Origin of the sequence: Myxococcus sp. CA023, from assembly GCF_010998615.1 — a bacterium.
Classification (GTDB): Bacteria; Myxococcota; Myxococcia; order Myxococcales; family Myxococcaceae; genus Myxococcus.
In genome coordinates, this window is the sequence record NZ_JAAEAH010000020.1 from 54293 (window position 1) to 76629 (window position 22337).

The following is a 22337-nucleotide window of genomic DNA, read 5'->3' on the forward strand; positions in this document are numbered from 1 at the left end:
TACCACGTCGCGAGGCTTCGTGGGAAAGGGGCTCGCGGGGCAGGCGCCGTGATTCCCGCTTGCCAGGAGGGCATGATGGCCGGATTGGAACACCTGATGCCCTTCACACCGCTGCCGGTGGTCCTGGATACCAACGTGGTCCTGGACCTTTTCGTGTTCGATGACCCCTACACACGCCCGCTGGCCGAGGCCCTTGCGGCGGGGACGCTGACGGCCTGGACGGATGCGGACACGTTGGCGGAGCTGGGCTACGTGCTGGCCTCGCGCAACTTTCAACCCGGCCTGGGGGCGCCCCAGCGGACCGCTGCGTTCGAGCGCTACCGGGCCCAGGTCCACATGGCGCCGTCCGCCGAGTCCGTGCCCACGCCGTCGTTGCCCCGCTGCCGGGACCGGGACGACCAGAAGTTCCTGAGCCTGGCCTCGCGAGCCGGAGCGGCGTGGCTGGTGAGCAAGGACAAGCGGGTGCTGTCCATGGCGGACCGTGCGGGCCTGTCTTTCGCCATCCTCACGCCTCGGCAGGCCGTGGCCCGCCTACCACCCAGGGGGTAGATACACGCCGCCCGCTCCGGAACATCTTTCGCGTCGAGCTGCACATTCACTCGATTCCCAAGCGAGAGAACATGTTCCGGATTGCGATGGTCGTGGCGCTGGCCCTGTCCACCTTCGTTGGCTGTGGTGGCGACGACGACAACCCTGACGGCACGCCGCAGAAGGTGCAGTGTGATGCCTCGAACTGCGCGGGCTGCTGCTTCAACAATGTCTGTCAGACGGGAACGTCGACCTCCGCGTGCGGCAAGGCCGGAGCCACGTGTCGGACGTGTGGCACCGCGCAGGTGTGCAAGGCGGACCAGACCTGCGGCGTGGACCCGGACGGTGTCTGGCGCGTCCAGCCCGTCTCCGCCCAGATTGCCACCACCAACAATGGCTCGGCGTGGGACGCCGACAGCTCTCCGCCGGACGTGTTCGTCGAGATGGCCTGCCCGGGAGGCTCGTCCGTGTTCATCTCGGACGTGGTGCAGAGCTACACGCCAGCGTGGACCACGGGCGGGTGTACGGCGCGAGCGAGCCAGTTGATGGCGGAGCAGTGGGCCTTTCGCCTTTGGGACGAGGACTTGGCGTCCGACGACACCATCACCGAAGTCCTGGGCACACGCTTCACCGAGCAGCACTTCGCCGCGGGCACCGTCACGTTCGGTGCTTCTGGCGGCATGACGTCGCTGACGGTGCAACTCCAGAAGCAGCCCTGAGCACGGGGGCTGATGCGCTCACGGCGGACCCGGACAGAAGTTCCGGGCCCGCCGCGTGCGTCGATACGCCGAGGTGGCTCAGGCCCGAGGCGCCGGGCGGTAGCGCAGCACCTGGACCCGGGTCTCGGAGACGAGGAAGCTGGTGATGGCCGTCGGGCTCGCCTTGCCGTTCGTCTCGCCCCAGTCGATGACATGGATGCGCAGGGAGACGGTGCCCTCCATCATGATGTCCGTGTGGTCGTTCGTGAGAACGACATCTGCCTTCTCGCCCGCGTAGGCGACGAGCGTCTGGCGGAAGGCGTACCAGGACTCACGGCTCCCGGAGAGCTCGGACTTGCCACGCAGGAATGCCGTGGGGCGGGCGAGTGAGCCCAGGAGGAAGTCGCCGCCAGTGACCTGGTGCTTGAGCTTCTCCGCCGCGGGGAGGTTGGGGTCGCCGCAGCCCGTGCACTCGTCCGCGCAGGAGCAGTCGTAGCTGTCCTCGCTGGTTCCCGCGCGGCGCTTCTCGCACTTGCTGATGCAGGCCTTGGTCTGCTGGGCCTCCTTCTTGTCCAGCTTCTCGATGCTCGCCAGCATCTGCGCCTGGCTGGCATCCGCCTCGAAGAAGGACGCGTCTCCCAGGTGGAGCAGCCCCGCGATGCGCACGATGCCGTCGCTCTCCATGGCGGACAGGGCCGTGCGCGCCGAGGTCGTCTGGGCCTTGAGCTGCGCCGGCTTGACGCGGGTCCACTTCGCGCGCGCCTCGGAGTCCTGGCCCTCGTAGTCGAGGCTCGCGCGGTCGAAGAGCTCGGCCACCTTCTTCGCGCGGTCCAGCGCCGACTTGTAGCTGTCCTTCACCGGAACCGTGGAGAACAGTCCGACGGCGTAGGTGTTTCCCCGAGGAGGCTCACCCTCCTCGTAGGAGCGCTCCAGCGTGAGCAGCTTCTCCACCTCGTAGCGGGGCGCCCACTCCATCTTGGAGGCGCTACCGCTGCGGGCGGCGGCCTGCTTCCGCTCGAGCGCGAAGGCGCGGACCTGCTCGAAGGCCGCTGCCTCGGCCTCCGGCTTGTAGGGGTCTTCCCCCTCCACATACACGCGGAAGTCACTGAGGCAGGTGTCGTCGTAGGACGTCCCGGGATAAGTGGAGACGAGCGTGAGCCGCACGCCGTGGACCTTGTTCGGGACGGGCAGGCGGACTTCCTGCCAGCCGAGGACGTCCTTCAGCTCCATCTCCAGCGCCGTGCCCGTCGCTTGGGGGCCCGTCTCTCCCTGGACCAGCGGCTCCAGCTTCACCTTGCGAGGCCGGGCGTTGGCGCGGAAGAGCTTTTCGGACTTCTGGAAGCCATTGCGAAGGAACAGGCGGTACGTCTTCGCGCGCGACAGCTCCGGTCCCCACCATTCAATGGCCTCGCCCTCGCCGCGGCCCTTGGCGCCTTCCACCCAGGCGGTGGCCGGGTCGTCATCCGCGATGTAGAGCGGCAGATAGTTCTGGGCGTGCTTGTTCCAGCCGTTCTCCAGGAAGGAGGAGGCCGTCACACGACGGGGATGCAGCCGGTTCGCCGAGCCCGCATTGGGTTCGAGCATGACGGGCGGTGTCGCGGCGAGGAGGAGCGACAGGAGAATCATGGCGTGCGTTCCTTCGGGGTGTGTGACGGCGGAAAAGGTTGAAGGGGCTCGGCCCAGAGCACGAGCTGGGACAGGCCCGGCGGGTAGAGCCCGGAGTCTTCCTGCTCGCGGGACACGAGGTGGTAGACGACGCGCGCGTAGCGGGCCCCCTTGGGGAGCGGCACCTGGCGTGTCTCTCCGGGCAGCAAGCGCGTGTCCTCCACCGCGCCCAGGTGGGGCAGGGGCTCGTGGGGCCACTCCCGGACCTCCAGGCTGCGGCCGAACGTGGCCACGGTGCGGGACGTTTCGAAGAGGGGGCTCTCGGAGACTTCCACACTCACCCAGCGCATGACGTCACCCGAGGGGAAGGCATGGCCCACCTCGCGTGTGGAGACGCGGAGTGATGCGCCCGCCTGTTCCACCCGAAGGGCGGCCTTGAGGGACTCGGTGCGCCGCGTGCCGCCGAAGCCGTGGTCCCCCTGGGGCATGTGGCAGGACGTGCAATGGCGCGTGTCGCCGCTCTGGGTCTGCCAGCGGCGCCACTCTCCCACTGTGTCCTGTTGAAGCTGCGTGGGGGACAGCCGCACCCGCTGGCCCGCGCTCGTCAGCACGGGGAAGCCGAACTGGTGACAGCCCGCACAGGGCATTCCAGGCGCCTGTCCTTCGTTGCCCGTGGGTGCATGGCAGCCGGCGCAGGTGACACCGTGTTCCTCGGGAGGACTGTCCTTGGGAAGCGGGCCCCGCTCCAGGTTCCGGGCGAGCGGCGCGTGACACTGCACGCACCAGCCGGGCCGGTCCTCGGTCAACGCGACCTGGAAGACGTCATCCGTGCGGGCCGTGGCGTGCCCGCTGTGTCGCCAGGAGTCCACCTGGACGGCGTGGCATTCCGCGCAGCGCTGGACATACCAGTCCGGAAGGCCATGCGGCGCGGGTCCCACGTCCATGCGCGCGGTGCCCTTGGGAAAACGCGGCGTGGGGGCTGTGGCCAGCAGCGAACACGTGAAAAGGACGAGCATGGACACGGTGGCCCCGCACTGTAGGCGTGATTGGGAGATGCGCGGTACAACGCCTCACCCATGAAAGCCTATGAAATCCAAGCGGGGTTCGGGTTGGACAAGCTGGTTCAGGTCGAGCGGCCGGACCTGACGCCCGGCCCCATGCAGGTGCGGGTGCGAGTGAAGGCCACGAGCCTCAACTCGCGCGACTTGATGATGGTGGAGGGGCGTTACAACCCCCGGCAGAAGCTGCCACTCATTCCCAACTCGGACGCGGCGGGCGTAGTGGATGCGGTAGGCCCGGGTGTGACGCGGGTGAAGCCCGGTGACCGGGTGATGAGCCTCTTTTCCCAGGCCTGGAGCGCCGGAGAGCCCACGCGGGCGGCGCAGGTGAGCACGCTGGGCGGACCGTTGGACGGTGCCCTCGCGGACACGGTGCTGCTGCACGAGGACGGCGCGGTGCCCACGCCCGCCTATCTCTCCGATGAAGAGGCTGCGACGCTGCCGTGCGCGGCCGTGACGGCGTGGAGCGCGCTGGTCACCCATGGGGCGCTCAAGGCGGGAGACACCGTCTTGCTTCAGGGCACTGGTGGCGTGTCCATCTTCGCGTTGCAGATTGCCAGGCTGCTGGGCGCGCGAATCATCATCACCTCCAGCAGTGACGCCAAGCTGGCGCGGGCCCGGACGCTCGGCGCGCATGAAGGCATCAACTACGGGACGACGCCGGACTGGGACAAGGCGGCGCGCGCGCTGACGGGCGGCGTGGGCGTGGACCACGTGGTGGAAGTGGGTGGGGCAGGGACCTTCGAGAAGTCGCTGCGCGCGGTCCGGCCCGGCGGCACGGTGTCTGTGATTGGCGTGCTCAGCGGTGGTGCGGGGGCGGTGCCGCTGACGCCCATCCTCATGCAGAACCTGCGGGTGCAGGGCATCTTCGTGGGCCACCGGCAGAGCTTCGACGCGCTCAACCGGGCCTTCGCGTTGCACACCGTTCGCCCGGTGGTGGACCGCGTCTTCGAGTTCTCCGAGGCACGCGCTGCTTTCGAGCACCTCAAGAGTGGGGCGCACTTCGGGAAGGTGGTCGTCCGGGTGGGGTGAGACAGTCCCCACAGCCAGACGTGCGCAGAGGTCATCGAAGTCGGGCCCCGGAGTTCGCTCCGGGAGCCCTGAATGACGGCTCAGGAACCCGCTTCGTGCGAGCCTGGGTCGGACGAGGATGCCGGGCGGGCCACGTAGGAGACCTGGGGCCCGCCAGGCCGCGGTGAACGCGGGCCTCCGCGGCCCTGGGACTGGCGCGGCTGTCGAGGGCCACCCTCGTTGCCGCCATTGCCCGGACGGGATTCCCGGACGGTGTTCTGCGCGGGAGCGCCTGGCCTGGACCGAGTCTCGACGACAGGCTCCGGTCTGCCATTGCCGCGCCGCTCGTTCCGGTCGGAGCGAGCCCCTCCACCGCGAGGACCCCTCTGGTTCGCCGGTGAGGTGATGGCGTCGCCGCGAGGCTCGGTCCGTGGTGGACGGCCGTTGTCGAACGCACGCTGCTCATTGCCGGGCACGCTTGGATTGCCACCGCGCGAGTTGGAGCGGGGAGGCCGGCCATTGCGTTGTTCGTTCTGGCGGGGACCTCTTGAGGGCGCGCTGTCCGCGAGCGGCTCATTCGGCTGGGAACCGCCCATGCCTCTGCCGTTCGCACGCGCCTCATTCTGGCGGGGGCCGTTCTGGAGCCTGTCGTTCGCACGAGGCTCGTTCGCGCGCGGACCGCCATTCGAGCCACGAGGCTCATTCGCGCGCGGGCCGCCATTCGAGCCACGAGGCTCATTCGCGCGCGGACCGCCATTCGAGCCACGAGGCTCATTCGCGCGCGGGCCGCCCTGGGCGCCACCACTCGCACGCGGCTCGCTTGCGCGCCCAGGCGCACCGCCGCCCGTCCGCTGCCCATTCTGCGGCGGTCGTGCGCCGTTGCCTCCACTCCTCGGCGGGGGCCGGCCTCCTCCAAAACCCCGGTTGCGCCCACCCCGAGGCGGAGGTGCCGCCACCGCGGGCTTGCCACGCTCACCGCCACCCTGCCTGAGCACCAGCGCCTCCAGCTCCCGAAGCTCGGCCTCGGCGGCCTCTTCGGGCGTCATGTCGCGCTGGGGGACGGCGGCCTGCTCGACCGGCGCGGGCGGCGGCGGACGGAACCCGCCTCTGCGCTCGTCACCCTGGGGCTGGAACCCCTGGTTCCGAGGTCCTCCGCGACCGTTCTGGCGAGGCCCCTCCCGGAAATTGCCCGACGGCACGAAGTCCGGGGTGAGCTCCCGGCGCACGTAGGCATTCCAGATTTCGCTCGTGTCGCTCGCGGCGCCATGCAGCCAGGGCGCGGTGCTCGCGAGGAAGTTGCGGACGTTGTCCAGGTCGCGCCGGAAATAGAACTCCGCGCGGTTGTTGCGAGCAGCGGCCACTGTCTGCGGGAAGTCGATGATGACCGGCCCCGCATAGCTCATGAGGATGTTGTACGGGGACAGGTCGCCGTGGATGAGGTCGGCGCACAGCATGTTGACGACCTGCGCTCGCAGGTCCACGTAGAGGGCGTGCGCGTCCTCGGGGGTGGTGGGTGGGGCTTCCACCATGCGCGGGGCGGGGTGGCCTTCTGGATCCAGCACCACCTCCATGAGGAGGATGCCCTCGTAGAACATCACCGGCGTGGGCACGCGCACACCTTGGGCGTGCAGCTTGTAGAGCGAGTCAGACTCCGCGCTCTTCCAGGCGTCCTCGGCGGCGTTCTGGCCGAAGCGGCTGCCCTTCTCCATGGCGCGGCGCGTGCGCGAGTTGCGCACCTCGCGGCCTTCCCGGTAGCCCACGTTGTTGCGGAAGTTGCGCTCGTGGCGCTCCTTATACAGCTTGGCCGCGACCACCTGGCCGGCGTGCTGGACCAGCCATACCTCGGCCTCCTTGCCCGTCTTCAACTGGCCGATGATGGCTTCGATGATGCCATCGGCCAGGAGGGTCTCTAGCGAGTCATTCATTCCGACGCGGGGTTCCAATGGGGGCCGGGCAGGATTGGCGGCGCAGTAGCAAGCGTGCGGGCGGCCCTGTTCGCGGCGCACGGCGGCATGTGAACATCTCGCAGGCCCTTCTTGCTACCAACACGGTGCGGCAAGCCGCCAAGAAGGCTGGCGGACGGCCTGCTAGCAGTTTGCATCCCGGGGTTCCAGGGTAGCCAGGGCTTTGAATGCGCTGGGTGGGTCATCTTGGACCATGTTTTGGGCTTGATTCCAGACCGTCTCCACCGTCCGCGTTCGCCAGGGGACGGAGGCCGCACACCGTAACGGGTGGGTTGGGGCGCGTGCTGATGCTTGGACCCGAACGAGGGAGCGCTACGATGCGCGCCGTCCAGGGAGGGGTTCATCATGGCGACGAAGTCACGCAAGACGGCTGTTGCGAAGAAGTCATCCCGGCGTACCGCGACGGCGAAGAAGGCCACGCCAAAGAAGGCGGCTGGCAAGGCGCGCGGCGCGAAGAAAACCACCACGAAGAAGACGACGGCGAAAAAGACCACCACGAAGAAGGCGGCGGCGAAGAAGACCCCCGCGAAGAAGGCCCCCGCGAAGAAGACGACGGCGAAGAAGGCAGCGGTCAGGAAGACCCCCGCGAAGAAGGCCCCCGCGCGCAAGGCGGCGACGCGGCGGACCTCCGAGTCTCGGCGTGAGCGGCCCACGACAGGGGCGCCCTTCGTCGAGCAGGTGGAGACGACGTCCGCGGGGCTCCAGCCCCTGGCGCCCGTCCACGCCGCGGTGGACGAGTTCACCAGTTCCGGCAACGAGGTGCTCGACATCTTCCAGCGGTACGACCGCGACCGGACCGGCACCATCGACCGTGCAGAGTTCGCGCGCTTGCTGGAGGCGCTGGGGCAGAACATCTCCGACGAGGAATTGGAAATCGCCGTCGACATCGTCGACACGGACCGCACCGGGAAGATTTCCTGGAACGAGTTCAAGGCCTGGTGGAACAGCCGCTAACGGCTCGTTGCAACACCGACCTGGTCCGCGCGCGCGTCTGGCATGATGCGGTCCAAGCGGGCCTTCATTCTCGTGGCAGGGGGAAGGGTGGCTGACCTGGCGTCAAGCGCACATGCAGCGGTTTTCGAGCACTCGCGGGATGGGGTGCTCGTGCTGGATGCTGGGCAACGCATCGTGGAGGTCAACCGCGCCGCGGAACGCATCTTTGGGCCGCGTGTTGGACTCGTGGGGCAGCCGGTGGGGCTGCTCCTTCCCGGCTGGCGTCCTCCCGAGCCCCGCGCTCCCGCCGATGCCGCCCTGCGCGAGACGGAGCTGGCCGGACAGCGCCCAGGCGGCTCCGGCCCCGCGCACTACCTGCGGGTGGTGACGCTGCCCCTGTCCGAAGAAGGGGACGGGGGCTGGGTCTTGCAGCTCCATGACATGACGGCCCGCCTGGAGGTGGAGGCCTCGCTCCGGCAGCAGAAGGAGTTCTTCGAGGCGGTGGTCATCAACAGCCCGGTGGCCATCATCACCATCACCCGCCAGTTCCGCGTGCTGTCGTGGAACCCCGAAGCCACGCGCCTGTTCGGGTATTCGCCGGCGGAAGCGCTCGGCAGGCACATCTTCGAACTGGTCGCCACCGAGCCCACCGTCCTCCCGGAAGCGGAGCAGGCGTCGCGCGAGGTCGTGCAGCGCGGGCGGCTGCGCTCCGTCACCCGGCGGGTCCGCAAGGATGGCAGCGTGGTGGACGTGGAGCTGCGGGCGCTTCCGGTGTCGGTAGGCGGGCGGCAGCTCGGCTTCATCGCCATCTACCACGACATCACCGACCTCGAACGGGCACGCAAGGCGGCGGAGGCGGCCAATCAGGCCAAGAGCCTGTTCCTGGCCACCATGAGCCACGAAATCCGCACGCCGATGAACGCCATCATCGGCATGACGGGCCTGCTCCTGGACCGGGCGCTGACGGAAGAGCAGCGCGACTTCGTCGCCACCATCCGGCAGAGCAGCGAGGCATTGCTGACGTTGCTCAACGACGTGCTGGACTTCTCCAAAATCGAGGCCGGTCGCTTCGAGGCGGAGCTGCGGCCCTTCGACCTTCGCCAGTGCGTGGAGTCCGTCCTGGACCTGATGGCCGTGCGCGCCAGCGAGAAGGGGCTGGACCTGGGGTGCGACCTCGCGCCGCAGCTGCCGCAGATGCTGGTGGGCGATGCGTCGCGCCTCCGCCAGGTGCTGCTCAACCTGGTGGGCAACGCGCTCAAGTTCACCGAGCACGGCGGCGCGGTGGTGAGCGTGGAGGGCTCGGCCCTGGGCAGCGCGGCGGGCGCGGCGGACTGGGAGCTGACCTTCAGCGTGCAGGACACCGGCCCCGGCATTCCCGACGACCGGCGCACCGGGTTGTTCCAGCCGTTCAACCAACTGGATGCCTCCGTGTCGCGGCGCTTTGGTGGCACGGGGCTGGGGTTGGCCATCTCCAAGCGGCTGGTGGAGGCCATGGGCGGCACCATCTGGGTGGAGAGTGAGGGCGTGCCCGGACAAGGCACCACCTTCCGCTTCACCCTGCGCGCCCAGGCTGCGCCACAGGCCTACGCGGTGCAACCGCGCCAGGAGCAGGGGCTGTTGCAGGGCCGGCGCGTGCTCATCGTGGACGACAGCGCCCTGTTTCGAAGGTTGCTGGGCCGGCAGCTCCAGGCGTGGGGCCTGGTGCCCGTGGAGTCCGCGTCGGGGATGGAGGCGCTCGCCCAACTCGAGGCGGGGGCTTCGTTCGACGCGGTGCTCATCGACCACCACATGCCGGGGCTGGATGGCACCGCACTGGCCGAGCGCATCCGGCAGCGCGAGGAGACGCGGGCCCTTCCCCTGGTGCTGGTGTCGACGCCGGGCCGGCGGGGCAATCCCCCCGAGGGCCTGTTCGCGGGTGTGTTGTCGCGTCCGCTGAAGGACTCGCAGCTCTACGACGCGCTGGTGTCGTGCTTCTCGCAGCACCTTCCCCAGCTCCCGGAGCCCCGGCAGACGCGGCCCTCGCTGGCAGGGCCCTTTCCGGGGGAGCGGCCGGGGGACACCGTGCCGCTGGACATCCTCCTGGTGGAGGACAACGCCACCAATCAGAAGCTGGCGCTGCTCGTGCTGGAGCGGCTCGGCTACCGCGCTGACGTGGCGCTGAACGGACGCCAGGCGCTGCAGGCGTTGTCCCAGAAGCGCTACGACGCGGTCCTCATGGACCTGCAGATGCCGGAGATGGACGGCCTGGAGGCCACGCGCCGCATCCGCCAGGAACTGCCGCCCAAGGCGCAACCCTGGGTCATCGCGATGACGGCCAACGCCATGGACTCCGACCGGGAGCAGTGCTTCTCGGCGGGCATGGATGACTTCCTGGGCAAGCCCATCCGCGTGGAGGCGCTGACGGCGGCGCTGCTGCGCTGCCGGCTCCGGCGTTCGGAGGTGGCACCGGAGCGGCGGGTCGCGAGCGGCGCGGTCGCGCTGACGCCGCTGCAAACGGTCATGGAAGGCCTGCCGGACGCGGCGCGCATCCCGGGTCTGGAGTCTGCCGCGCTCGCCCGGCTGTGGGCAGAGCTGGGGGCGCAGGCGGCGCAGATTCTCCCCGAGCTCATCGACACCGCGCTGCACAGCATGCCGGCGCTCCTGGAGGACGCGTACTCGGCCCTGGTGCGTGGGCACGCGGACGACCTGGGCCGGGCGGCGCATACGCTCAAGTCGAACGCGGCCTGGTTTGGCGCCAGCGCGCTGGAGTCGCAGGCCCGCGACATCGAATTGCAGGCGGACTCCGGGCTGCTGGAGGACATGCCCGAGCGGCTTGAGCGGTGCCGGACGGAGCTGGAAGTGACGCGGTTGCTGCTGGGCCGTCTGCGGGACAGCGTCCTGGCCCTGTCCGGCGCCTGACACGCGGCGAGTGGGCGGCCCGGATTACGCGGCGGAGCCGCACGTCGACGGTGCGCAACGCCCCATCCGAGCGTTATCTCTTCAGGTTCATTTTCATTCGCGAATGCCACCGAGGAGATTCAAAGCGCATGGCCCGATACGACTTCGACCTGTTCACCATTGGCGGCGGCTCTGGCGGTGTGGCGGCCAGCCGCAGGGCAGGAGCACACGGGGCCCGGGTGGCGGTGTGTGAGGACCGCGACGTGGGCGGCACGTGTGTCCACCGCGGCTGCGTGCCCAAAAAGCTCCTGGTGTACGGCGCGCACTTCCGGGAGGAGTTCCAGGACGCGGAGGGCTACGGCTGGACAGTCCAAGAGCCGCTGTTCACCTGGAGCAAGCTGCTGGCCGCCAAGGACAAGGAGTTGGACCGGCTGCGTGGCGTGTATGCGCGCCTGTTGCGCGACTCGGGCGTGACGCTGATGGAAGGGCGCGGGCGCGTGGTGGACCCGCACACGGTGGAGGTGGCCGGGAAGCTGTACACAGCCGAGCGCATCCTGATTGCCACGGGCTCGCGGCCCTACCTTCCTCCCGACATCACCGGCATCGAGCACGCCATCACCTCCGATGAGGCGCTGTCCTTCCCCGAGCTGCCTCGGCGGCTGGCCGTCGTCGGGGCCGGGTACATCGGCGTGGAGTTGGCGGGCGTCTTCCACGGGCTGGGCTCCCAGGTGACGATGTTGATTCGCGGCGCCAGCGTGCTGGGCGGGTTCGATGACGACGTCCGCTCCTTCCTCACGGAGGAGATGCGCAAGAAGGGCATCGAGCTGATGACGGACACCTTCATCCGGGACATCGAAAAGCGCGCCGAGGGTGGGGTGAGCCTGCTGACGGGCGGGGGCGAGACGGTGGAGGCGGACGCGGTGCTGTTCGCCACCGGGCGCGTTCCCAACTCAGGGGGATTGGGGCTGGAGGAAGTGGGAGTGGTGCTGGACGCGCGCGGCGCGGTGGTGGTGGACGAGTGGTCCCGCACCTCGGTGGAGAACATCTATGCGGTGGGCGACATCACCGACCGCATCAACCTCACGCCGGTGGCCATCTCGGAAGGGCGTGCCCTGGCGGAGACGCTCTTCAACGACAACCCGACGCAGATGGACCACACCAACGTGCCGTCGGCTGTCTTCAGCCAGCCGCCCGTGGCCTCCGTGGGACTGACGGAGCAGGAGGCGCGGGAGCGCCATGGGAAGCTGGACATCTATGTCACCAGCTTCCGCCCCATGAAGCACACCCTGAGCGGGCGCAACGAGCGCACCATGATGAAGGTGGTCGTGGAGCGCGAGTCCAACCGCGTGCTCGGTTGTCACATGGTGGGGGCGGACGCGCCGGAGATCATCCAGGGACTGGCGGTGGCGGTGAAGTGTGGCGTCACCAAGAAGCAGCTCGATGCCACCGTGGGCATCCACCCCACTGCGGCCGAGGAGTTCGTCACCCTTCGCGACAAGCGGCCGGACCCCGATGAGCGCATGGCGGCGGAGTTGGGCCATGATGCGCCGGCGTCTCCCCGGCGCTGAGGCCCGCCTCGGGTCAGGGCGGCGTTCGTCCCGCCGTCCCTGGGCGGCTTTCGCACCGATTCGAGAGGTGACGACCCCATGAGTGATTCATCGACGGAGGCTCCCTCCCCAGGCGGCGCGCGCATCCGGGGCCTGGAGCAGGTGGACCGGTTGTCGGTGCCGCTGCCCCACGGCACCGAGGTGACGACGCGCGTGGAGCGCCTGGCCTCGGGAGGCCGCCGCATTCCGCAGGGCGTCGTGGGCCGTGTGGTCCGCGCGCACGACGGCGGCTTCGACGTGCAGATTGTCGGCGTGGGGGAGGTGTGGTTCGCGCGGGACGAGCTGGTGCCCCGGCGCCCGGGGCAGGTGCAGTTCGCCCAGCGCCGCGAGGCGGCCTGGAGCGCGCTGACGCCGTGTGTGGTGCTGGAGACGCGCGTGGGCAGCCATGCATGGGGGCTTGCCGACGAGCGCTCGGACGTGGATGTGCGCGGCGTGTTCGCCTTGCCGCTCCCCTGGCGGTTCGGACTGGTCGACGCGCCCAGGGATTTGGTGAGCGCGGATGGCAGCACCACGTACTGGGAGGTCCACAAGGCGGTGGAGCAGGCGCTCCGCGCGGACCCGAACACGCTGGAGACGCTCTTCGTGCCGGGCGCGAAGGCGTTGGACCCGGTGGGCGAGTGGCTCCTGGAGGAACGCGACGCCTTCGTGTCCAAGGCCCTGTTCGGCAGCTTCGGGCGTTATGCCATGAGCCAGCTCGACAAGCTCACGCGCAGCCAGCGACTGGCGGAGCATCGGGACTTGCTGCTCGAATGGCTGTGCGAGGAGCCCGCGCCGGACCTGGACGAGGTGGCGCGCCGGCTGTCGGCCGTGTCGCCCCGCGAGGCGCCGTCGGCGCAGGACGCGCTGCTGGCGGCGAAGACGTACGTGAAGCAGCTCTACCGCTCGCTCTGGGACCAGGGGCTGTTGGCGGCCAATGACTTCAAGGCGCTCACCGCCTATGCGCGAAGCGGCGGTCAGCGGCCTCCCTCCGCGCGCGAGCTGCGCCCGAAGAACGCCTACAACCTGCTGCGGCTGGTGGCCACGGCGACGGGGTGGCTGCGCGAGGGCGTGCCCGTCTTCGAGGCCTCTGGCGCACTGAAGGCGCGGCTGCTGGACATCAAGGCGGGCCGCGTGCCGCTGGAGGACGTGCTGCGGGACGCGGAGGCCCTTGCGCCGGACCTGGAGGCCGCGCACCGGGAGAGCTGTCTGCCGGAGCATCCGGACTACGAACGCGCGGACCGGTTGCTGCGGCGTGTGGGCGAGGAGTTGGCGCGGCGCTGGGTGCTGAAGGAGCCCGGGCCGCTGGGACGTGACGCGCCGGAGGCCCCGGCCATGGCGTGGAGGGATTCGGAATGAAGGGCACCTTGACGGAACATCAACGCGCGATGGCGGACCGGGTGCTGGACGAGGAGTCCCGGCACCGCTCGCATCTGGTCGTCTCCCTGTCCGGAGCGCACGCCTATGGCTTCCCCTCGCCGGACAGCGACCTGGACCTGAAGTCCATCCACGTCGCGCATACCGCGGCGTTGCTGACGCTGCAGCCCGTGCACGTCCCCACGGAGCGACTGGAGGTGCTGGAGGGCGTGGAGGTGGACTACTCGTCCAACGAACTGCTGCCGGTGCTCCAGGGCATCCTGCAAGGCAATGGGAACTACCTGGAGCGGGTGCTGGGGGCCATCCCCCTGCGCGTGTCTCCGGAGCTGGAGTCGCTGCGTCCGCTGGTGCGCGCGGTGCTGTCGCGCAAGATGTACCGGCACTACAACGGCTTTGCCCAGGGACAGCTGCGCGAGTGGGAGAAGAGCGGTTTCCGTTCGGCGAAGCGGCTGCTCTACGTGCTGCGCACCACGTTGACGGGGACCCATGCGCTGCGGACCGGCGTGGTGGAGACGGACGTCACGGAGCTGCTGTCGCAGTATGGCTTCGCGGATGCCCATGCCCTGGTGGAGCAGAAGCTGAGTGGGGAGAAGAGCGAGCTTCCGGAGGCCCTGAGCGAGCGGTGGCGCGGCGAGGTGTCGCGCGCGTTCGAGGTGCTCGAAGCCGCGCGGGCGGATTCGGTGCTACCCGAGTCGCCACCCGACGAGGCCGTGGCCGCGCTGGAGGCGTGGATGCTGGACCTGCGGCGGAGGCGCTTCGACGGATAGCCGCTGGTTCAGGGGGCCAGCGCCGCCTGGATGAGGGGCTGCACCTCCGTGGAGAGGCGCATCGCGAAGCTGACGACGCCCGCGCCCGGGTCATCCCGCTGTAGGTGCATCCCGAGGACGGCGTAGTAGCCCGCGTCCCGGTCCACCCAGGGCGTCCATCCGAACGCCCCTGGCGAGCTGATGACGGCGCAGCCCTGCGCGGGCGTGGGGCACTCCAGCCACGCCGTCAGGCCATAGCGGAGGTCCAGGCCCATGTCCGCCGCTGGCGAATTGCCGACGACGACGTCAGGGAAGGGCTCGACGGCTTGCGCGTCGAACAGCTCCGGCGTGCCGATGACACCGCCGGCATGCGTACCTCGGTGGAAGACGAGCGCCAGCAGGGGCGCATACTCATTCATGGACGCGCGCAGCCCGCCCGCCACCAGGGGATTGGTGGTGCCCAGCGGGTGATTGGGCGCGGTGAAGTAGGTGACGCCTGATGGCAAGCCCAGCGGTTGGGCCAGCGTCTCGGTGAAGAGGGCGTTCCACGTCTTGCCCGTGCTCACCTCCGCCATGCGCGCGGCGACTTGCAAGTGGGTGCTGCCGTAGTCGAAGCGCGCCCCGGGAGCCGCGACCTGTGCGGTCTGGCCGATGCTGGCGACACAGTCCGCCAGGGTGATGCCGGATTGGAACGTGCAGAGGTGCGAGGGCTGCAGTCCCGACGTGAAGGAGAGCAGGTGTCGCAGGGTGATTCCCGCCTTGTTCCCCGTCCAGCCGAGCACCTGGCCCGTGGTGGAGTCCAACGAGAGACGGCCCTGGCGGATGAGCTCGAAGAGAAGGGTGCCGGACACCAGCTTCGACGCGGAGGCCACGGCCACCCGCCGGTCCGGCTCGAAGTCCCCGACGATGTGCTCGTACACCTTCCGGTCCTGCGCGTCGTACACCGCGAGGCCCAGTCCCGGGACGGAGGCACCCGCCTCGGTGACGCGTGCCTCCAGCACGGCGGTCACGGTGGCCCACGGCGAGCCGGCGTCCGGCTCCGGGGTTCCGGCATCGCCAGGAGGGATCCCCGCGTCGGGCTGGGGAACTCCCGCGTCCGGGGCGGGTGGGGACGCTCCACCATCCGGGGTGGGCGCGTCCGATTCACCACAGGCAGCCAGGACGACTCCAAGGACGACCAGCAGGGCTCGCGACATGCTCGTGATTCTTGCCTCCGTACCCCTCAACCCGCTACCCGGGCGGAGGTTGCGGCGAATTCAGCAGGTCCAAGCGCTGCTCGCGGTCCCAGACCACCTGGTGGCCCCGCTTGAAGTACCAGACGCGGTGCCAGGGAATCTCGCCGTCCGGAACGAAGGCCGCGAACGGCATCTCCTCGCGCGTCTCTCCATGGGCGTCGTAGCCGATGGTGAACTCACGGGGGTCGAACCGCGGGTCCCACTGGATGCGGTGGTAGACCTCGCGACTGGTCGTGAAGCGTTCGTCGGACATGGCGGACTCGCGGGAAGCGGGGAGGGGAGACGCGCATGCCCTCATGACATGGAGGCATGGCGCGCCGCACCCGACGCCCCACCGCGGGGCCGCCTGACGTGTCGTCCCTAGGACGGATTCACACCCGCCACCAGGTAGAAGCGGAACTCGCCCGAGTTGACGCTGTAGGCCGCGTCCACGCCCACCAGGGGCAGCACGATGTTGCGCAGGTACAGCCGCAGGCCGGCGCCCACGCCCTGGGCCACCGTGGCGTTCCCCAGCCCGTCTTCCGTGTCCGGTAGGTAGCTGCGCACCACGCGCCCATTGACGTCCCGCAACTCCCGGTCCCCGGGCAGCTTGCGCCACATCATCATCCCCGTGTCGGAGAAGGCGACGCCGCGGAAGGACAGCGGGTTCACCGTGAAGAGGGGGAAGTGGTACTCGGCGGTGAAGGACAGGCGCGTGTCGCCCCGGAACTGACGGTAGACGAAGCCGCGCAGTGAATTGCCGCCCATCACGAACTCCTGATGGAACGGCAGGTCCACCCCCGCCACGGCCTCGCCGCGCAGCACCAGGTTGTGTTCACCCACCAGCCGCAGGCCATGGCGGTACAGCAGTCCGAAGCGCTCGTAGCGGAAGTCACTGCCGACGCCGGGATTGGAGAGCTCGTAGGAAGCCTCCAGGTTGAGGCCCTCCATCACCGCGTGCAGGTTCTGCCGCGTGTCGATGCCCACCATCAGCCGCAGGGACGCATCCTGCTGCGACGGGCCCAGGGAGAACGCGGGCGTCGTCACCTCCTCGGAGGTGTCGGGGGACTTCGCGTCGATGGACATCAGCCGGTACTTGGCCGCCGCGCGTACGCGCTCGAACAGCAGGAAGCCCAGCTCTCCGGCGATGGACGCGGAGTTCATCCGCGTCCGTCGCACCACCTCTGGGCGCCGCTGGCCGGAGCCAGCCTGGTACTCGTCTACCCGGTCGCTGCGAAGCTGGCCTTCCAGGCTGAAGCGGAGCTGGGGCAGCCCGAAGAGGTTCGGGTCCAGGAAGCCCGCGAAGATACCGCTCTCCGCCGTGCTCACCTGGGCCGCGGTCGCGAACTTCTTGCTGCGGCCCCAGAGGTTGTTCTCCGCGTACAGCACGCCGCCGCCGACGTTGTCGGATTGCAGCACGAAGGTGGGCGCCACCACCCAGGATGCCTTGTCCTCCACCTCCAGAATCAGCCGCACCCGGCCCGGCCCGGAAGGCTCGTAGCTGACCTTCACCTCCTGGAAGAGGCCCGTGGCCACCAGCCGCCGCTCGACCTTGGCCAGGTCCTCGAGCGTGAGCGGGTCTCCTTCCCCCACACGCGCATAGGCGCGCACCGTGTCCGGCAGGGTCTTCTCCGGGCCGCGGACCGCCACTTCCTCGACGACCGGGTCTGACTCCGTGATTTGCGCCGGTGCCTGGGACGCCAGGAGGCTCAGCCCCAGCGCCGCGCATCGAACCCACACGCGTCTGCTCATCACTCGTTGCACGTCCGTGAAAGGGGCTGCCGGCCGCGCCCGCCATGCGCAATCTACCTCCAGTTTCGTCCCGGGAGGTGCTCCTCGCGCCGTGCGCGTCTGCTATGCCAGGGCGCATGTTCTCCTTCATCCGCCAGTTCCGGCGTCGGCGACTGCTTCGCCGCCCCTTTCCGGAGGCATGGCTGGGCTACCTCGACGCGCGCGTGCCCTTCTTCCGCACCCTCTCCCCGGAGCTGCGGCAGCCCTTCCTGGACAAGCTCAAGGTGTTCGCGTGGGAGAAGGAGTTCATTGGCGCCGGCGGCCTGGAGGTCACCGACGAGATTCGCGTGGTGATATCCGCCACCGCGGTGCAGCTCGTGTTGCACCTGGGCCTGTCGTATTACGACCGGCTGCGGGAGGTCATCGTCTATCCCAGCGCCTTCCGAATCCCGGACCGCACGGGCGGGGTGCTGGGCGAGGCGAAGAACTGGGGCTCCGTCATCCTCTCGTGGGAGTCGGTGCTCGCGGGGCTGCGCAACCCGGACGATGGTCACGACACCGCCACGCATGAGTTCGCCCACGTGTTGGACCGGGCCGACGGCGCCTTCGATGGCACGCCCAACCTGCGCGCGTATTCGCATTACCGGGCATGGAGCGCGGTGATGAGCGAGCACTTCCACAAACTTCGGCAGGGCCAGCGCCGGGAACGGCAGGTGCTGGATGACTACGGTGGGCTCAACGAGGCCGAGTTCTTCGCGGTGGCCACCGAATCGTTTTTCGAGAAACCCCGGCAAATGCAGGAGAAGACGCCGGAGCTCTATGAGGAGCTGAAGCGCTTCTACGGGTGGGATCCCGCGACTGGCACCTGAACGTCCGAGCGTGAACGTCTCGGCTGTGCTACGCGGCGGCTTGGATGTTCATCTCCTGGAGTGGAATCCATGGCCTCAGCCACCAGTCCGTCCCCATCCATGTTCATCGACCTGGAACGGGAGGCCTGGCGGGCGCTGCGTGCCGCCACGCCTCTGCCGCTGGAGTCCGAGGAGATTGATGGACTGCGGGGCCTGGGAGAGCACCTCGACCTGGACGAGGTGGTGGATGTCTACCTGCCCTTGTCCAGGTTGCTGAACCTGCAGGTGGCCGCGGCGCAGCGGCTGTGGGCGGAGCAGCAAGCCTTCCTGGGAGGTTCGGCGCAGAAGGTGCCGTACATCATCGCCATCGCCGGGAGCGTGGCGGTGGGGAAGAGCACGACGGCGCGCATCCTCCAAGCGCTGCTGAAGCGGTGGCCGGACCACCCGCGCGTGGAGTTGGTGACGACGGACGGGTTCCTCTTCCCCAACGACGTCCTCACCGAGCGCGACTTGATGAAGCGCAAGGGCTTCCCGGAGAGCTACGACCGGCGCGCCCTGGTGCGCTTCCTGGCGGAACTGAAGGCCGGACGCGCGGAGGTGACGGCGCCGGTGTATTCGCACCTCGTCTACGACGTGGTGCCCGGTGATGCGCAGGTCGTCCGCCAGCCCGACATCCTCATCCTGGAAGGGCTCAACGTCCTCCAGGCCGGGGCACAGGAGGGGAAGCAGATGCCGGCGACGTTCCTCTCCGACTTCTTCGACTTCTCCATCTACGTGGACGCGCACGAGCACGACATCCGCCGCTGGTACGTAAACCGTTTCCTCAAGCTCCAGCAGACGGCGTTCCGCGACGAGCGCAGCTACTTCCGCCGCTTCTCCGAGCTGAACCACGAGCAGGCGATTCAGCTCGCCGAGTCAGTGTGGGGCGAAATCAACGGGCCCAACCTGGCCCAGAACATCGCGCCCACCCGTTCGCGCGCGCGCCTCATCCTCCTCAAGGGCCCCGACCACAAGGTGAAGCGGGTGAGGCTGCGCAAGCTGTAGCCGCGCGTCAGAAGCGCAGGCGGTAGTGGAGCGCCTTGGGCCGCGTCAGGGCGTCAAAGCCCAGCGCGCTCAGCGTCACGCCGCGTCCGGAGTCCTTCACGCCGCTCCAGGGCAGCGCGGGGTCCAGCGCGTCACAGCGGTTCATGTAGACGGTGCCCGCTTCCAGTTGCCGCGCCAGCCGGTCCGCGCGCTCCCGGTCGGACGTCCACACGCTCGCGGTGAGGCCCAGCCGCGAGGCATTCATCAGCGCCAGGGCCTCCTCGTCCGAGTCCACCAGCGCGATGGGCAGCAGCGGTCCGAAGGACTCTTCACGCATCAGCCGCGCCTGGGGGCTCACGTCGCGGAGCAGGGTGGGCTCGAAGAACCGGCCCCGTCCTTCCACTTGTGCCGCGCGGCCACCCGTGACGAGCCGTGCGCCCAGGCTCGTGGCATCCTGGACGAAGGACTGCAACTCGGCGGGGTGCCAGGGCTGGGCGATGGGGCCCATCGTCGTCTGCTCGGACTCCGGGTCGCCCAGCACGTAGGCGCGCACGAGTGGCTCCGCGGCGGCGATGAAGCGCTCGTACAGCGAGCGGTGCACGTACACCCGCTCCACGGCGCAGCAGCTCTGCCCCGCGTTGTACATGGCACCGTCGACGATGTTCTCCACCGTCTTGTCGAAGTCACAGTCCGGCGCGACGTAGGCCGGGTCGTTGCCTCCCAGCTCCAGGCCCATGTGGAGGAATCGCTCTCGCGCGGCCGTCTGCATCTTGTGGCCGCCGAGCACCGAGCCCGTGAAGAGGACGTGGTCCACACGCGCGTCACCGACGAGCTGCTCCGTCCCTGGGTAGTCCAGGAAGATGGCCTGCACCGCGCCGTCGGGCGCGCCTGCTTCGGCGAAGGCGCGCGCGAAGTGGCCACCGCACAGGGGCGTGCGCGGCGAGTGCTTCACGATGACCGCGTTGCCCGCGAGCACGGCGGGCGCGATGGCATTCACCGCGGTGAGGAGTGGGTAGTTCCAGGCGGGCAGGTCCAACACCACGCCCAGCGGCTCCTTCGCGATTCTCCGCTCGAAGCCGTCCTTGGGTGGCAGGACGATGTCCGCGAGGGATTCCTCGGCGATGGCGGCCATGTGGCGCAGGCGTCCCGCCATGCCGGCCACCTCACTCCTGGCCTGGGACAGCGGCTTGCCCATCTGCCGGGTGATGTCTCGTGCGATGGCATCGGCGTTCCTCTCCATCGCCTCGCACGCGCGCAGCACCCGCTTCACGCGCTCCGCCACGCTCAGGGCGCGCAGCGCGCGCGACGCGGCGCGGGCTCGCTCCAGCACGGCGTCCAGCTTCGCGGGCGACGTGGGCTCGACCGAAGCGGCGACGTCGCCGGTGAAGGGATTGTCGACGATGTGAGTGCACTGGCTCATGGCCTCGCAGGAAAGCCATGGACGAGAATTGCGTCATGGGCCCGCGAAGTTGCCGGCCGCCCCAGCCACCCCGGCGCGTGAGGTACGCGACAGATGGCGTCCGGGAAGTGTTGTCGGTCCATCGCCAGCCTCCGTGCCTCCGTCGTCGGGCGGGGACGCCACGCAGAGGGTGCCGTCCTCGAGCCCGGCGATGCGCTGGCGGAGCAACTGCTCCAGCTCCGGCGCGCCTTCCTCCTGGATGAACTCCAGGGCCCGTCGTTCCACCTGCCGCGCCTCCTCGCAAGCACCGCTGCCTGCCAGGGCCAGGGCCAGCGTGTCCAGGGCGTTGGGGCTCCACGGCGCGAGCGCCACGGCCCAGCGCGCCAGCGGCAGGGCTTCCCCGCTCCGGTCCTGGTTGACGAGCATCCACGCCAGCTCACGCGCCGCGTTGGCGTTGCGCGGGTCGAGCCGCAGGGCTTCGCGATAGGTGGCCTCGCGCTCCTCTGTCGCGGCGGGGGCGTGCCGCAGCGCCATGCCCAGAAACAGCCACGCCTCGCTCTCGTGGGGATGGGCCTCCACGGCGCTCCGGCCAATGGTCACCTGTTCGGACGGCGGCGCGCCGCGCAGCTTCGCGGACAGCGCCAGGAGTCCCGTGGGGTTCAGCCGGAGCGCCTCGTCGAGTTCGTCCTTCGCCACCTTCTGGCGGTTGGTGATGAAGGGCTCCCGGTGCGCCAGGTGCGCCCCCAGCCCGGCGAGCTTGGCGCGGATGGCATGGACTTGGGCGTCATCGAGGTCCTCCTCGACGAACGCCGTTCCCACGGACGGCACGGAGACGGTTCGCTGCACGAAACGGCGGTTGCGCAGGTAGTCGTAGAGCACGCCGTCGAGCGAGGGGGACATCAGCTCGGGCAGCGCCCGCGCGAGTGCCTGCTCGGGGGCGACTCCCTGGTTGAGCAGCGCCAGATACTCGGCGAAGGGCTGGGGCCGCTCATTCAGCAGCCAATGCACCAGCAGCCAGCTCCCCGCGTAGTTCGTGCCAACGGCCTTGTCTTGCTCGCGAGCCTCCAGGGTTCGGTCCCACTGGAGGACTCGCTGCATCGTCCAACCTTGTGCCACGCCCCTCCGGACGCCGTCGAGCCAGGACGTCATTTGCGCGATGGCCCTCCAGTGCGGCACGCCAACGACAGCAGTCTGTCCATCCTCCGAGAGGCGCAGCGTCTCCAGGTACTCGGCCAGGCCCTCGGACAACCAGCGGGGCTGACGAGAGAGCGGATAGGCGCTCAGGTAGTGGGCGAGTTCGTGGTTCAGCGAGGATGAGGACGCCAGGGACATTCCGGAGAAGGTCTGCTCCCAGGTGCCCGGCCGTCCCGACAGGACGATGAGGGCCTCGCTGTCGGAGCGGAAGAAGAAGGCGCGCACGCGGCGTGGGTAGAGGCCTTCGAACTCGCGCGGGTTCTGAAGGACGTAGACGTCCAGCTTCGTCATCTGCTGGCCCAGGGACTGCGGCCACATCGACGTGAGGATGGCGGCGCGGGTCCGCTCCAGGCGCTGCATGGCCTCGCGGGCCTCTTCGGCGGGGAGGTCCGTATGCAGCGTGTAGTGGTCGCTGTCCAGTCTCAGCCAGGGCCGGCCGCCTTCACCTGGGCACGTGGTGAAGCGCGGGCCGACGACGCACGCGAGCTGGGTGGTGGAGAGCAGTGCAAGCAGTGCCCCCATCGCGAGGCCGTGGCGCAAGTCGTGTC

Annotated in this window: 18 protein-coding genes; 10 read left to right on the plus strand and 8 right to left on the minus strand. The window is 69.3% G+C overall.

Going from position 1 to position 22337, the window contains the following annotated elements:
• The first annotated feature begins 72 nt into the window (after window positions 1-72).
• Window positions 73-549 carry a putative toxin-antitoxin system toxin component, PIN family gene (locus F8M74_RS11230; protein WP_228559735.1) on the plus strand — a complete coding sequence of 159 codons (477 nt, stop codon included), beginning with the start codon at window positions 73-75 and terminating at the stop codon, window positions 547-549.
• Window positions 550-620: 71 nt separating this feature from the next.
• Complete coding sequence (locus F8M74_RS11235; RefSeq protein WP_141256209.1) at window positions 621-1247, plus strand: hypothetical protein; 627 nt, start codon at window positions 621-623, stop codon at window positions 1245-1247.
• Window positions 1248-1325: 78 nt separating this feature from the next.
• Here F8M74_RS11235 and F8M74_RS11240 read toward each other — a convergent pair whose 3' ends face one another.
• Window positions 1326-2852, minus strand: coding sequence for a hypothetical protein (locus tag F8M74_RS11240; protein ID WP_141256208.1), 1527 nt, complete (start codon window positions 2850-2852; stop codon window positions 1326-1328).
• Window positions 2849-3847 carry a cytochrome c family protein gene (locus F8M74_RS11245; RefSeq protein WP_216619806.1) on the minus strand — a complete coding sequence of 333 codons (999 nt, stop codon included), beginning with the start codon at window positions 3845-3847 and terminating at the stop codon, window positions 2849-2851. The genes F8M74_RS11240 and F8M74_RS11245 overlap by 4 nt, the downstream gene beginning before the upstream one ends.
• A gap of 60 nt (window positions 3848-3907) precedes the next feature.
• Between F8M74_RS11245 and F8M74_RS11250 the strand changes: the two genes are divergently transcribed.
• A complete protein-coding gene (locus F8M74_RS11250) occupies window positions 3908-4921 on the plus strand; it encodes an NAD(P)-dependent alcohol dehydrogenase (protein ID WP_141256206.1) in 1014 nt (337 codons plus the stop codon).
• Between the two features lie 80 nt (window positions 4922-5001).
• On the opposite strand, the gene F8M74_RS11255 is transcribed toward F8M74_RS11250, so the two are convergent.
• The gene (locus F8M74_RS11255; RefSeq protein WP_141279498.1) at window positions 5002-6825 is read right to left on the minus strand and encodes an RIO1 family regulatory kinase/ATPase; all 1824 of its coding nucleotides are present in this window, start codon (window positions 6823-6825) and stop codon (window positions 5002-5004) included.
• Window positions 6826-7209: 384 nt separating this feature from the next.
• Here F8M74_RS11255 and F8M74_RS11260 point away from each other — a divergent pair, with 384 nt between their 5' ends.
• The 5 genes from F8M74_RS11260 to F8M74_RS11280 all read left to right on the plus strand — a co-directional run bounded on the left by F8M74_RS11260 (window position 7210) and on the right by F8M74_RS11280 (window position 14401).
• Window positions 7210-7818, plus strand: coding sequence for an EF-hand domain-containing protein (locus F8M74_RS11260; RefSeq protein WP_141258852.1), 609 nt, complete (start codon window positions 7210-7212; stop codon window positions 7816-7818).
• 42 nt (window positions 7819-7860) lie between these two features.
• Window positions 7861-10695, plus strand: coding sequence for a response regulator (locus tag F8M74_RS11265; RefSeq protein WP_141258851.1), 2835 nt, complete (start codon window positions 7861-7863; stop codon window positions 10693-10695).
• 128 nt (window positions 10696-10823) lie between these two features.
• Window positions 10824-12242: a glutathione-disulfide reductase gene (gene gor / locus F8M74_RS11270; RefSeq protein WP_141258850.1), complete on the plus strand. Its 1419-nt coding sequence runs from the start codon at window positions 10824-10826 to the stop codon at window positions 12240-12242.
• A gap of 78 nt (window positions 12243-12320) precedes the next feature.
• Window positions 12321-13616, plus strand: coding sequence for a nucleotidyltransferase domain-containing protein (locus F8M74_RS11275; protein ID WP_141258849.1), 1296 nt, complete (start codon window positions 12321-12323; stop codon window positions 13614-13616).
• The gene (locus tag F8M74_RS11280) at window positions 13613-14401 is read left to right on the plus strand and encodes a nucleotidyltransferase domain-containing protein (protein WP_163884388.1); all 789 of its coding nucleotides are present in this window, start codon (window positions 13613-13615) and stop codon (window positions 14399-14401) included. The genes F8M74_RS11275 and F8M74_RS11280 overlap by 4 nt, the downstream gene beginning before the upstream one ends.
• 8 nt (window positions 14402-14409) lie before the next feature.
• Here the strand turns inward: F8M74_RS11280 and F8M74_RS11285 are convergent, their stop codons facing one another.
• The 3 genes from F8M74_RS11285 to F8M74_RS11295 all read right to left on the minus strand — a co-directional run bounded on the left by F8M74_RS11285 (window position 14410) and on the right by F8M74_RS11295 (window position 17346).
• Entirely contained in the window at window positions 14410-15576 is a 1167-nt protein-coding gene (locus F8M74_RS11285; protein WP_216619805.1) for a serine hydrolase, read from the minus strand.
• Window positions 15577-15610: 34 nt separating this feature from the next.
• Window positions 15611-15868, minus strand: coding sequence for a DUF504 domain-containing protein (locus F8M74_RS11290; RefSeq protein ID WP_171410160.1), 258 nt, complete (start codon window positions 15866-15868; stop codon window positions 15611-15613).
• A gap of 107 nt (window positions 15869-15975) precedes the next feature.
• Complete coding sequence (locus F8M74_RS11295; RefSeq protein WP_228559739.1) at window positions 15976-17346, minus strand: BamA/TamA family outer membrane protein; 1371 nt, start codon at window positions 17344-17346, stop codon at window positions 15976-15978.
• A gap of 116 nt (window positions 17347-17462) precedes the next feature.
• Between F8M74_RS11295 and F8M74_RS11300 the strand changes: the two genes are divergently transcribed.
• The gene (locus F8M74_RS11300; RefSeq protein WP_171410159.1) at window positions 17463-18194 is read left to right on the plus strand and encodes a M90 family metallopeptidase; all 732 of its coding nucleotides are present in this window, start codon (window positions 17463-17465) and stop codon (window positions 18192-18194) included.
• A gap of 69 nt (window positions 18195-18263) precedes the next feature.
• A complete protein-coding gene (gene coaA, locus F8M74_RS11305) occupies window positions 18264-19217 on the plus strand; it encodes a type I pantothenate kinase (protein WP_141256882.1) in 954 nt (317 codons plus the stop codon).
• 7 nt (window positions 19218-19224) lie between these two features.
• On the opposite strand, the gene F8M74_RS11310 is transcribed toward coaA, so the two are convergent.
• Both F8M74_RS11310 and F8M74_RS11315 read right to left on the minus strand, forming a co-directional pair.
• Window positions 19225-20616: an aldehyde dehydrogenase family protein gene (locus F8M74_RS11310; protein WP_141256881.1), complete on the minus strand. Its 1392-nt coding sequence runs from the start codon at window positions 20614-20616 to the stop codon at window positions 19225-19227.
• Between the two features lie 33 nt (window positions 20617-20649).
• Window positions 20650-22329: a DUF1570 domain-containing protein gene (locus F8M74_RS11315; protein ID WP_141256880.1), complete on the minus strand. Its 1680-nt coding sequence runs from the start codon at window positions 22327-22329 to the stop codon at window positions 20650-20652.
• Between the last annotated feature and the right edge of the window lie 8 nt (window positions 22330-22337).